Source organism: Bradyrhizobium sp. BWC-3-1 (assembly GCF_032917965.1).
In the GTDB taxonomy this organism is placed as follows: Bacteria; Pseudomonadota; Alphaproteobacteria; order Rhizobiales; family Xanthobacteraceae; genus Bradyrhizobium; species Bradyrhizobium canariense_D.
This window is the reverse complement of record NZ_CP136625.1, coordinates 4,930,588-4,942,937: the sequence shown is the minus strand read 5'-3', so window position 1 is coordinate 4,942,937 and position 12,350 is coordinate 4,930,588. Positions and strand designations below refer to the sequence as shown.

At 61.3% G+C, this 12,350-nt stretch carries 8 protein-coding genes and 1 pseudogene; 5 read left to right on the top strand and 4 right to left on the bottom strand.

The features are described 5' to 3' along the window. Positions 1 to 886 precede the first annotated feature (886 nt). Both RX329_RS23950 and RX329_RS23945 read left to right on the top strand, forming a co-directional pair. Positions 887 to 1,141, top strand: a complete 255-nt coding sequence (locus RX329_RS23950; protein WP_317244403.1) for a hypothetical protein — start codon at positions 887 to 889, stop codon at positions 1,139 to 1,141. 834 nt (positions 1,142 to 1,975) lie between these two features. Continuing rightward, a pseudogene (locus tag RX329_RS23945) lies at positions 1,976 to 2,077 on the top strand (transposase); the annotation flags it as partial. 6 nt (positions 2,078 to 2,083) lie between these two features. Here the strand turns inward: RX329_RS23945 and RX329_RS23940 are convergent. Then, positions 2,084 to 3,475: an FAD-binding oxidoreductase gene (locus RX329_RS23940; RefSeq protein WP_317244402.1), complete on the bottom strand. Its 1,392-nt coding sequence runs from the start codon at positions 3,473 to 3,475 to the stop codon at positions 2,084 to 2,086. A 114-nt stretch (positions 3,476 to 3,589) separates the two neighbouring features. On the opposite strand from RX329_RS23940, the gene RX329_RS23935 reads away from it, so the two are divergent. Together RX329_RS23935 and RX329_RS23930 are read left to right on the top strand one after the other, a co-directional pair. Further along, positions 3,590 to 5,173 carry a winged helix-turn-helix domain-containing tetratricopeptide repeat protein gene (locus tag RX329_RS23935; protein WP_317244401.1) on the top strand — a complete coding sequence of 528 codons (1,584 nt, stop codon included), beginning with the start codon at positions 3,590 to 3,592 and terminating at the stop codon, positions 5,171 to 5,173. 1,463 nt (positions 5,174 to 6,636) lie between these two features. Continuing rightward, positions 6,637 to 6,843 carry a hypothetical protein gene (locus RX329_RS23930; protein ID WP_085383109.1) on the top strand — a complete coding sequence of 69 codons (207 nt, stop codon included), beginning with the start codon at positions 6,637 to 6,639 and terminating at the stop codon, positions 6,841 to 6,843. A 714-nt stretch (positions 6,844 to 7,557) separates the two neighbouring features. Here the strand turns inward: RX329_RS23930 and RX329_RS23925 are convergent. The 3 genes from RX329_RS23925 to istA all read right to left on the bottom strand — a co-directional run bounded on the left by RX329_RS23925 (position 7,558) and on the right by istA (position 10,661). Further along, complete coding sequence (locus tag RX329_RS23925; RefSeq protein WP_317244400.1) at positions 7,558 to 7,812, bottom strand: hypothetical protein; 255 nt, start codon at positions 7,810 to 7,812, stop codon at positions 7,558 to 7,560. Positions 7,813 to 8,373: 561 nt separating this feature from the next. Then, positions 8,374 to 9,117 (bottom strand): IS21-like element helper ATPase IstB, encoded by a 744-nt coding sequence (gene istB / locus RX329_RS23920; RefSeq protein WP_007605871.1) that lies wholly within the window; start codon positions 9,115 to 9,117, stop codon positions 8,374 to 8,376. An 11-nt stretch (positions 9,118 to 9,128) separates the two neighbouring features. Next, the gene (gene istA / locus RX329_RS23915) at positions 9,129 to 10,661 is read right to left on the bottom strand and encodes an IS21 family transposase (protein ID WP_083843304.1); all 1,533 of its coding nucleotides are present in this window, start codon (positions 10,659 to 10,661) and stop codon (positions 9,129 to 9,131) included. Between the two features lie 648 nt (positions 10,662 to 11,309). On the opposite strand from istA, the gene RX329_RS23910 reads away from it, so the two are divergent. Then, the gene (locus tag RX329_RS23910; RefSeq protein WP_085353431.1) at positions 11,310 to 11,525 is read left to right on the top strand and encodes a hypothetical protein; all 216 of its coding nucleotides are present in this window, start codon (positions 11,310 to 11,312) and stop codon (positions 11,523 to 11,525) included. Positions 11,526 to 12,350: the final 825 nt, after the last annotated feature.

Below are 12,350 nucleotides of genomic sequence, written 5' to 3'. Positions count from 1 at the left end.
GACGGAATCCGGCTGGGCCTGGACAGTTGCACCCAAGGCCCTGCGGCATAGATCCCGCACGGCCTTCTGACTGGGACCGGGTCACCCAATCGCAAACTCCGCGCTCTCGTTAGGCCGATCGGCGGTCCGGGTGGTTCTCGCAGACCCAGCGGCCATTCCCGCACCGCGCGCAGAACTTCATCGGTAACGCATCGAGGAGGCCGCGGGCTTGATCCAATTGAAGTCCGGCCGCACGTCGGCGCCGCGCCTGCCGCAGACATCCAATTGACGACGGTGCACCCCAAGGTCCCGTGGTGGGAGAGGGCCTCGACCGCGGACAACCATCCAGCTAAGTCACCGCGCATCTTGGCCCGGAGCCGGGGAGCCGGTGCGGCAGATCGAGCACGCGCCGGCCGAGATCGAGCAGGAATAGACATAACCGCGCGACTAGGCGTCTTGCTTTCTGCGATCATCAGTGTCGGAATTTCGCTTCTGCAGAAGCTTAGTTGCACTTGAATCTGCAAGGCGAGCTGCTTGCGTTCGTACTTTCAGTTTAGCTCTGCTTTGAACTTTCCGACGGCACGAGGGTAGCGCTCGCGCCGTCGGAGCTGGTCAGGGTTGCGGAAACGGCGCGAGCGCGGCTGATACGATAGTTTGCCGGGCAGGCATTGGATCGCTCGGGCTGGTTGATGTCTTCGCTGGGCTCACGGTCCTTTCCGAGGTCGCGCAGCGTCTCATGATAATGTCCGGGCCGGCGCGGACGCCGAAGAGGGGAGATTGCCTCATCCAGAATGTTACTGGACAACTTCTCGCCGATGACCGCAGCAGTGTCACCAAATTGCTTCGGTGGCCTTCTATGGCAGGAAAGATCAGCATGGGCGCGCGACGCGAGTTGTTGTAGGCGGTGATGGAACGTTACCGGTTGGCCAAACGGGCGGAGAAGGGGCGCATCCTCGACGACCTGTGCGCGACACTGCCGGCCCTCGAGCAACATGGCCGCTTGCGGCTTGGCCAAGCGGACCATGATCGTGTTCTGGTCATCAGCGCCGCAATCATCGATCGCCTGCTCGTTGATGTGAAGATCGCGGCGAGCGGCGGCAGGCGGCGGCAGGCGGCGGGGCTTAGCAATGAGGGAGGAGTCAAGGCGGCAGCGTCAAACTGATTTGGTACACGATCGCACCTGATCCGTCGTCTCCAGACCTACAAGAGCCATCGCATCTGTGCGATCTGTCAGTTTTAGATCATCTCTTGCCTGGTGAGCAGACGTGATCGTGGGGCCGCTGAAGACACGCCACTTCATGTGATTGCAGTAGGCAAACTCAAATGAAGTGTCCCTGATGGCCGGTCTGCTTATCAGGACACGGGTGTACCACCTGCCAGCAGCGATGTCAGAGAGGAGAAGCTTACCAGAAAGATGAAGTTTCGATGGATAGCCGTCGGCAACGACACCGTCGCCAAACGCCGCACAGCGGGAAGGCATGAACGAATGTGTGTCACGGGCGTGTAAGGGGCGGGTAGGGGTGTCCGCAGCTTCAACACCAATCGTTTCTCAGCGACCGCGGCTTTCCCATTTCACGCACATGGCAAATCAGAATATGGGTCTAAATTGCTGGGCAATCGCGAGCACGGTCCGCACGAGTTGCGCGACCTGAAAATTGCCTTGGCCGCAGCACTTGGGCGGTCGAAATTCAGCGCGTGCCCTCTGGATCGCGAACCGCGATCACTGCTCGGCTGTGACTGCGAACCTGTCGAGGTTGTGTTGGAGTTGAGCGCGCAGCTGCTGAAGAGATTGAGCTACCGAACCTGAGACGGGATTAGCCGCGAGTATGGTAGCATCGTTGTTCCCGTTGTTCTTACGGAGCCAGCGCGGCCTTTATTTGCGCCAATATCACGATATGTTGCCTGCATGTCCGACCACAAGAATGGTCCGCGTGACCTTGCCTCTTGAGCTTAATCCAGTTTGAAGTTCGTTCTGGCCCAAGCCGAGGACCAGAGCATGAAGCGCAAGCGGTTTACGGAAGAACAGATCATCGGGATTTTGAAGGAGCACGAAGCGGGGGTTCCGGTCGCCGATCTCTGCCGGAAGCATGGTGTCAGCCGTGAACTATGTCGCCGGTCGGATATTCTGGTTAAGACGGAAGAGATTGGTCGGATCGTACCTGGTTTTGAGCGCGGCTAACCGCGCATAGTTCTCGCCATAGGCATCGCGCACACGATCCTCGCCTTCGTCGCCGAGATTGTTGGCGTAGACGCCGCCGGTCGAATAGGGCCTGACGGCGCTCCACAGCTCGCGCGCCCAACGCATGTTCGCGTCGTCTTCGGTCGGATCATCCCAGATCGCGACCGGAAAGCAGTCGAACGCTGCATCGCGGTTTGCGTAAGGCGAGTCGGGCGTTGGAATCCGCGCTATTGCGCCGCCGACGTGTTGGAAAACCAGTAACGACGAGGTGTTGGGCGCTCTCGCATAGGCGTCGAGCAGCGCGTCGATCGCGCCCGCACTGATCTCGCGCAGGAACTGCGCCTTCCAGTAATAGCGCCGTCCGCGTGGAAACAGGGCATCGCCTCCCGACTGAATCTCAAGATAAGGGACAGTTGCGAGGCGAGTCTCGACGGGCGAGCCGAACTTGACGATCGGTGAAAGGGCTCGCTCACCGTCAAAATGCGAACCGACATAGCTGCCGGAGATGTTGAAAAATCGGTCGCCCGACGGCAGCGTTACAAGGGCTGCATCGACGTTTACCTCGTCGGCAGCGCTTCGGGCGAAGTCATCATAGAAGCGCATAGCCTCGCGCGCTGCGTCATATCGATGCAGTACTGACGCGACGAGCAGCGAGGTGCCGATGGCATGAAGCCGATATTCGAACGCGGTCACGATGCCAAAATTGCCGCCGCCACCCCGAAGGCCCCAGAAGAGGTCGGGATGTTCGGTCGCACTGGCCCTTAGGATTTTTCCCTCGGCTGTAACCACTTCGGCGGCAATCAGGTTGTCGCAGGTCAGCCCGTATTTGCGCCCGAGCTTGCCAAAGCCACCGCCAAGCGTCAGCCCGGCGATACCGGTATCGCTGTTGACGCCCATGGTGGTCGCCAGGCCGTGCTCCTGTGTCGCCCTGTCGAACTCGCCCAGATTGAGGCCGGCCTCGGCGCGGGCGATCCGGCGGACCGGATCGACCTCGATCCGCTTCATGTGAGACAGGTCGATGACCATGCCGCCGTCACAGACCGACAGGCCGGCGACGTTGTGGCCGCCACTGCGGACCGCGATGCAGATGTGATGAGATCTTGCGAACGCGACGGCTCGGGCGACGTCCTCGGCACCGGCACAATAGGCGATCATGGCCGGCCGCTTGTCGATGGCGCCATTCCAGACCGTGCGCGCCTCGTCGTAGCCGGCGTTCCCTTCAAGGATCACATTGCCCTTGAGCCGTAGCTGTGGGGTGAGCCGAGGTTCGGAGTGCGATTTGCCCATCAGGTCGTCGTATGGCTGCCGCTGTTCCATCCGATTTGCTCCGCGCCACCAATGCCCGTGCCGTCATCTCACGGAGCGCCAAGTCGTGTCCTGAATCCGGTCGGAAAAAGTTGCAAATTTCGCCGAAAATGGTGTCTCTAGGCGATGGTGACGATCTACGAGTTTGGTCCATTTCGTCTCGAGGCAGAAGCCGACACGCTGTTTCGCGGAGCCGAGCCGGTTGTTCTCGGAGGGCGAGCGGTCGCGCTACTTCGGCTGCTTCTGGAAAAGGCGGGCAAGCCGGTTGCCAAGGACGCTTTGATGGAGGCGGCCTGGCCTGGACTCGCGATCGAGGAAAGCAACCTGACCGTACAGGTTGCGGCTCTGCGGCGAGCGTTTGCGGCCGTCGAAGGCGGCAGTAGCTGGATCGAGACGCTGCCGCGCCGCGGTTACCGCTATGTCGGCCCGCCAGCCGCCACCTTGCCCGACGGCAGCCGGCAAACATGGCTCCCATCCGCAACCTCCGACAAACCCTCGATCGCCGTGCTGCCGTTTTCCAACTTGAGCGGCGATCCAGCGCAGGACTACTTTTCCGACGGGATCACGGAAGACGTCATTGCGGAATTGTCGCGTTTCCGGTCGCTCTTCGTCGTGGCCCGCCATTCCAGCTTCGTTTACCGGGCCAGCTCGTCCGACATCAGAGAGGTCGGCCGCCAGCTCGGCGTACGATATGTGGTGGAAGGGAGCGCACGCCGGATCGGGAAACGGGTGCGGGTGACCGTCAAGCTTCTGGATGCCGCGAGCGGCTTCACCCTCTGGACGGAGCGCCACGACCGCGAGATCGAAGACATATTTGCCATCCAGGACGAAATCGTAGGCAAGATCGTTTCGGCGCTACCCGGCCGGCTTGAGGACGCGGGCCGCGAGATCGCGAGAGGCAAGCAGACCTCAAACATCACGGCCTACGATCTCGTCCTGTTGGGGAACGGGAAATGGCGTCAATTGACCGTCAGGAGCATGGATGAGGCGGAAGGCTACTTCAGAAAGGCTGTGGAGCTCGATCCAGCCTATGCTCGCGCTCACGCCAATATAGCCTGGACGGTCGTCTGCGCTGCGTTTCTGGAATCCCCCGCCGCCCCTCCACTGGATGAGGCTCGTCGCGAGATCGAGCTCGCCCTCGACCTTGACGAGAACGACGCCTGGTCGCACGGCGTCTTCGCACAACTTCTTTTCCTGCAAAACCGCGATCAAGAGGCCGAAACTCATTTCAAACGCGCTCTGGCGCTCAATCCGAACGACGCCGATGTCGCCGCGGCTTTTGCAAATATCCTGGTCTACTGGGGGCGCTGGCAGGACGCGCTTGCATGGATTAAATTGGCCAAACAGCTAAATCCATTTCCACCTAATATATACCATTGGTACCACGCGCTGGCGCTTTTTTCTGCTCGCGAATACGAACACGCGATCAAAGTTCTCAAGGAAGCACGATCGAGTGACCGCTGGTCACACGCGCTCCTCGCGGCTTGCTACGCGCAAACCGATCGACTGACAGAAGCGAGTTTCGAGGCGCGCGCATTCATTCGAGAGAGATGCCTGGAACTGAGCGAAAATGGTGAAGCTCCGCCCCTTAACACGCTCGACCTCGCTCGGATGCGCGCCAACAGGTATAGAGCCCCCATCGACCGGGATCATTTCCTCGACGGACTTCGCAAAGCCGGCCTAAGTGACGGACTCTCCAACTTTGAATAGCGACAACGTTGTTGGCAACAGCGACGGACGTTGTGGATGCAGCAATCAGAGGATATCCACTCCTCCTCACCATCAGTCGCAAGATGCTGCGAAGGCAACGCTTCTTGGCGCTTCAGTGAAGCTGCGTGTAAATTGCTACGGTGATTAGCTACGAAGCTGCCCTAGCGGCCGTCGCTCAGCTACAGAGTGTCGGGATTGAACCCATCCATTTTCTTGGCGGGTGCCGCTCGTCGCGCGCCCTTGTTGCTCCACCGTCGCCTCGTAGCACCGCCCCAGCGTAGTTCACGGCGTCCAGATGTACGACTGGCCCGAGGGCCAGACGCGCCGCGCAGATGTCGGGAAAGCCGTGCCACTAGGCTGAGAGCGGAAGCGAGGGGCCGCCTCAGAGGGCGGCCTTCTCGTTAGCTGGTAGGCGTCAGCATGTCATCGGTGAACGAGCTAAGGACCGCATACCTCCAGCATCGAGAAAAGCAAGGCACCGCCGGGGCAATGGCTGCTCGAGCGCTGATCGAACTACGCCAACTCTGTTGCTCCCTTCACAGATGCGTGCTTCATAAGCCCCGCTGTCGGCGGCGGCGCCGACGCGCTCGGCTCCCGTGCTTTGGATCGAAGGTGCGGACCTCCACGCCGGATTAGCGCTGCTAGAATGGTTTCCGACTGCGATCGGCTTACAGCATGGACTGTGGATTAGCCGTCTTGGCAGGAAATACCGAGGTTGTCACACGCGAGAGCGAATGACTCTTTTGCCTTTGCATCCTCGAAGCAGAAACGAGCTCCGACCTCCGCGCGATCAATCCACCAATCGACATTATTGCCTCTCGCGATGCGAGACGCTTCGCCGCGTAACAGGTCCAGTTGTCTTCCCGCAGCACGAACAATCAGGCAATTTTGTTTGGGCACAATACTGTCCTCCATTGGCAATCAGCCCGCCGCGACCAATGGCTACAAAGTACGGCGGCCAGATCATCGCTAAGCGCCGTGGATATAGCCCCAGCTCCCAGGGGCAATGGGGCGGAGGAGCCGGGGCCAATCCGGGTCGCCCTTTAAGGGCATCGGGCAAACTTGGCAGCAGCAGCAGCAAGGTTTCAAAAAGTGAAGGGCCGCTGCGTTGGGACAGCGTGTGTCCTCAGTAAAAACTACGGGGCGTCTCATTTGATAGTACCGCCATTTTAGATCGGCGCTAAACCGGCCTCGATGAAGCATTCAACTGCGTGACCATGGGCGAATATCGAGCTTACGTAATCGGGGCTGACGGGCACATACAGCTTCGGGTCGACTTGGTAGTCCCCGATGAGGCGACAGCCCGGAAAAGTGCGAAGCAGCTTGTCAATGGGCATGCTGTTGAGCTCTGGGCAGGCGCAACAAAGATCGAAAGATTCGAGCCAGAACAGTTTTCGCGTGCGTCCGGGAACCAGCAGACTTAACCTGGATTAGGTTTCAACGGTCCAATCGAGGAATCGGCCATGGGCGTGGAACGAATGCACTCCCCGAAGTACTGGCGGATGCGCGCCGAAGAATTTCGCACGAAGGCCGACAACTGCGAATTCCCGCAGACCCGAGAGACGCTCCGCCAAGTTGCGGAGAACTATGAGCAGCTAGCGAGAAGCGCCGAGCAGGTCGTCACCCTTGCGGAACTGGACGAGGCATTTCAGAGGCGGCGCGCCGGGTAGCGCAGGAATACGCATTACGACCAGCGCGCTATGGGCCACGCAACCGGATGAATTCCGCCCGGGTTTTCCCTGCAAGGGAACAAGTGTGCACTTTGGTACTTAGCTAAGTCCCCTCAGGGCGAGGCAGTACCAGTGGATCGCGATTTTAAGAACGAAATCTTTTCGAGCTTCGACCCAAATCCGGTTCAACCCTGCGACGAGTGCGGCAGGAAGCCGGGCTCCGTGTTGAAATTGCTGAACCCTCGAACCGGGAAAATCGTGCGCATGTTCAAGTGCCAGTGTGGTGCGCAGAGTTGGACGGAGACTAAGGAGTAAGACCGCCTCAGTGGGCGGCTTAGAGACGCCCCGGCCTTGTTCAATGCCCTACCTCCACGTCCTCATGGGGCTGTTCTTCCCAGACCAACTCGCCACATTCGCATTCGAAGATCCGGAGGAAGCCGGGTGGCTTTGGGTTCCAAATGCGCTCTATAACCCGTGTCGGTCGGTCGCACTTGGGACATCGGACGGAATCTCGTCTTGATGTCATAGGACGTCTCGCCACTACGTGGGCAGACTCTGGACGCAGCTTTATGTTCCCAAGGAAGCCCGGCCGAGTAAGGCAGGGCCGCGCGGCTTAGAGACGGCCCCGGCTGGATTGCCTGGGGGGTCAAAGGCCGGGGCCGCTCCGCCAGCTCGAAGAAGAGAGCTAGCGAGACAGCAAGCCGGGCAGTGATGCTAGGTTCCTACGGCTGTCAGCAGCCGCACGTAGGTACCGCTCTCGTGCAGCTCCAACCAGCCCTTCTCGACAGCGCATCTGATGCCGGTGCCGAACTCTGCGCCGGTTGCCTTGAGCGTGTAGAGGAACGGGTAGTTGATCTTCTCGATGTGGATGCGGCGATCCTGGACCGGCTCGATACTGGCGGCGAGCTCGATCAGCTTGCGGGCTGCGGCTTGTGGATCGGCAAAAGGGCGTTCGGTGACGTGCTTCATCGCGGGAATCAAAACCTCAAGCGTCCATGCTTGGCCTGACTTGCCCGCGACTGTCATGCCAGTTCGGGACGATATGCACAGATCCTGCGGCGCCGCATGCTGAGCAGACCAGGCGCAAGCCGACCTGCGACCACGGCTGATCCTGCGGGAGTGTGTCGAGCCGCACGTCCACCCGGCGATCGCAACAGCCGTTCAGGCATTGGATGCTGCAGGTCACGTGGCCGTCAGCCAGCCATTCCGCGGGGCTGCGGGGCGGATAGTGACCGGCCCATTTCGTATATCGACGAGCGCGCATGCCGTCTGCGGATTCCGACGAAGTCGCCCAGGCGTACCGATATGAAGTCGCCCGTGGATTCCGAGACGATGTCGCCCACCTTTCCGATTTGATCTCGCCCAGCGGCGAGGCGTTCTGGCCGGCTGGTTCTCTGGCATCGGTCAAGCCGCGTGGTCAATCTGGAATCGCGACTTCAACCTGTTTTTCTTCTTCTGCGGTTGCTGTGGGCATGTGGGCAACGCGATTGCGTTGTCCAAGCGCAGCGGCATGTCCACAGCGCCACGGGCTCAGGTCTTTCGGGCGGATTGCCGGGTTCGGCGCAGGCTCTCACCGGTGAGGTCGAGCCGATGGGCATTGTGGACGAGGCGATCGAGCACGGCGTCGGCATAGGTGGGATCTCCAATGAGCAGATGCCACTGGTCCACGGGGAGCTGGCTGGTGACGATGGTGGAGCGATGACCGTAGCGATCTTCGAGGATTTCCAGGAGGTCGTGACGGGCACCGGCGTCGAGCGGCTCGAGTCCCCAATCATCGAGGATCAGCAGATCGACACGGCCAAGGCCGCGCAACAGGCGTGGATGGCGGCCGTCGCCGCGGGCGAGCGCCAGATCGTCGAACAGTCGCGGGACGCGCTGATAGAGCACGGAGCGATTGTCGCGACAGGCCTTGTGGCCGAGCGCCGAGGCGAGCCAACTCTTGCCAACGCCGGCCGGGCCGCAGATCAGGAGATTGACGTGGTCGTCGATCCAGCGGCCCTCGACAAGCTTAGCGAACAGCGGGCGGTCGAGACCGCGCGGGGTGCGGTAGTCGATGTCCTCGACGCACGCCTGCTGGCGCAGCTTGGCGTAGCGCAGGCGAGTGGCGAGCCGTTTGTCGTGCCGCAGCGAGGCTTCACGTTCGAGCAGCAGCGCAAGCCATTCGGTGTGACCGAGGCTTGCGGCCTCACCGGTGGCTTCGATGTCGGCGAAGGCCTTGGCCATGCCGTGGAGGCCGAGGGCGTTGAGGCGGTCGAGGGTCGGATGGGTGAGCAAGGGATGATTTCCTAATTGTAGTAGCGCGGTCCGCGGATGTTGGCATGCAGGATCGGCGCATCGTCCGCGGAACGCTGGTGAGCAGAACGCCGATCGAGATTGTTGGCGAGGATCGACTTGACCGAGCCATAGGTGCGCGCGCCGATGTCGATTGCCCGCGCAGCCGCGGCGTCCAGCCGTTCGCGCCCATAGGAGGCGGCGAGCCTGAGGATGCCGAGGCAGGCGCGGAAGCCTTGCTCGGGGTGCGAGCGCTCGTCGAGAATGAGGTCGCACAACGCGCTGGTCGCCGGCCCGATCGCGGCGGCGTCCTGGCGGATACGCGCGATGGTCCAGCCGGCGTAGCGCCGATGGCTGGAGGCCATGTGCTCCGGCACGGTGGTGTGTTTGTGATTGCCGCTCATGCGCTGATGCGCGGCGATCCGCTCGCCCTTGTGGAAGATCTCGACGGTACGGGCCGTGAACCGCACCTCGACCTCGGCGCGGGCGAAGCGATGCGGAACGCTGTAGTAATGCTTCTCCACCTCGACGTGGTAATCGAGACTGACGCGGCGGATCCGCCACTCGGCGAGGACATAGGGGGACGCCGGCAATGGCTTGAGCGCCGGCCGGTCGACCTCCTCGAGCAACCGGCGGCGTGTCACGCCGAGCCGCCGGATCGGCCGTTCCTCATTCAGCCTCGTGAGCAGTTCGCCGATCGCCGCATTGACCTCGGCCAGGCTGTAGAAGGTGCGATGGCGCAGGCGGCCGAGCAGCCAGCGCTCGACGATGAGGACGGCCTGCTCGACCTTGGCCTTGTCGCGCGGCTTGCGCGGCCGCGCCGGCAAGATGGCGGTGCCGTAATGCGCCGCCATCTCCGCGTAGGTACGATTGATCTGCGGGTCGTACAGGCTCGCCTTAATGACCGCGACCTTGGTGTTGTCGGGCACCACCAGCGCCGGTATGCCGCCGATCGCCGCGAAGGCGCCAACATGGGCGCTGATCCAGTCGGCGAGCCCCTGCGTCCACGTCGCCTGTGCGTAGGTGAAGCTCGATGCGCCGAGCACGGCGACGAAGATCTGCGCCGTTCTGCGCTCACCGGTCAGGCGGTCGACCACCACCGGCACGCCATCGCCGGCATAGTCGACGAACAACTTGTCGCCCGCCGCATGGGCCTGGCGCATCGTCACCGACAGGCGGCCCTCCCAGGCGCGGTAGAGCTCACAGAAGCGCGAGTACCGGTATCCGCCGGGCTCGGTGGCGATATATTCCTCCCACAGGATCGACAGCGTCACGTGCTTGCGTTTGAGCTCGCGGTGCACGGTCGCCCAGTCGGGCTCGGCGATGCGGCGGTGACCCTGACGGTTGCCATTGCCGGTCTTCGCGAACAGGCGAAGTTCCAGAACCGTGTCGGTGACGTCGTCTGGCAACGGCCAGCTCAAGCCCGCGGCCTCGAACCGCCGGAGCGCCAGGCGCACCGTCGAGGGCGCCGCGCCCACCCGTCGCGCAATCTCGCGGCTCGGCAGCCCGGCCGCCTTCATTCTGATCACATCGCGCACACGGCGCATCGCAAGCCTCTCCGTCGGCATCCAGGGTCCCCTTCGCAAAGCCGAAAGAGTTGACCCTATGGGAGCCAGAAGAGGCCTCGTCACCCGGGCGACATCATCCCGGAATGGTGGGCGACATCATTTCGGAACGGGTGGGCGACTTCAAATCGGAATGGTGGGCGAGATCATCTCGGAATCCTGGGCGACATCGATCGGAATCCGCATGCCGTCAGCAAAGCGGCATCTTAGGTATCCCGCAAATTATCGATCCCTAGTAGCTCGGAACGCGGGCGAGCTACCGCTTATCGTAGGTGGGGAAAAGTCGCCTGAAGCTCAGCCGGTTCACGCCGGCAGGTGCTCCCCTGAGCCGACAAGCGAAAATGAAGCCGCCGGGCAAACAATACCTTGTCCCGGCGGCTTGATATCCGTCCAGCCCCGGGACCGGATTAGCAAAAATCCCGGATACCCATCAGTATAGGCGCGCGGTGTGGAGGTTCAGTTCGCTTTTAAAAATATACCCCAAAGCCCGCCGGCTCACGCCAGCATTCCCATGCTACCATCCAAGAGGTGAGTTATGGTATTGTGCTCGCCTTGATTGAGAGGCATGCCGAAGGCAGGCCACTATTTTCTTGTAGCGATTTGATCAACTGCAGGTAGGGAGTGCGCAGAATGATTAGGCCGATCTTATTTGCTTCCATTGCTCTGGCTTTGGTCGGAGGCGCTGTACAGGCTCAGCAGGGCGCGCCTCGCAACCCGCAAAAATTGGAAAAATGCCAGCAGCTCGCCACCGAACGTGGTTTTTCGAGCGCGGGCGGAAGAGGAAAGGGACAAGGTCGCGCAAAGCGGGAGTTCGTGATCGCCTGCATGCACGGGAAGCAAAGCTAAGCAGGCGCTTCGAGCGGCCTCTTCGGACGACCCACCGCCGGTCAAGCTGGCCGCCATACGGCGAGGGCCGCAGCGGGAGGTTAAATCGCTGCGGCCCCGCGTGGTCAATGCAGCCGGGTTTAAAAGAACCAAGTGAAATATGAAGCCAGCCCCGGTGCAGAAAATTCTGCCCCAGCTTCGTCTCGTTTGCAAATACAAATTCGGTGGAACCGAAATCCATGCAGTGGGCATTTCGTTCCAGGAGTGGAACGATTCTGCTGATCTCCCCGCGAACCGGAGCTTGGCGCGTGCGAAATCACAAACCTAAGCAGTGGACCAAGGGCGAGGTACAGATGCTGATCAAAATGGTCAACGTTGGCTCGACCGCGGGTGAAATCGCAACCGAGCTTGGAGGGTATATCGCGTCCGTCAAACGTGTGGCCCGAGACATGGGATTTTTGCTCCGAAGCGAGAGGCGCGCTGCACAGAGACGTAGACCTATAAGTCGCTTGTAGAATCGCTCTATGCTGGCTCAGCCAAACCTTACGGGGAAAGCAGGGAATGGTTAGGCCCGGCGCATCTTACCGGACTAGGACGTGTCGGGCCGCGAGTTCTAATCGCGCATTACGCAGGCTGGCGGCGCCTTGCCTTGAAATACGGGTTGGCTAGCGAGCGCCTGAGGCTGCGGCTTGCGGCTGCTGAAATCGGTCTGACCCCAGCCCCCGCTTGCCGCATCCGGCGCACACAACCGCGGCTCGACAGAGAACGAACGTGGTCCGGCTCAACGATCGGCCCCCAGTGCAACGTGATGGCCGCAATGGCACTGGACCAGGACATTCGCGTAGG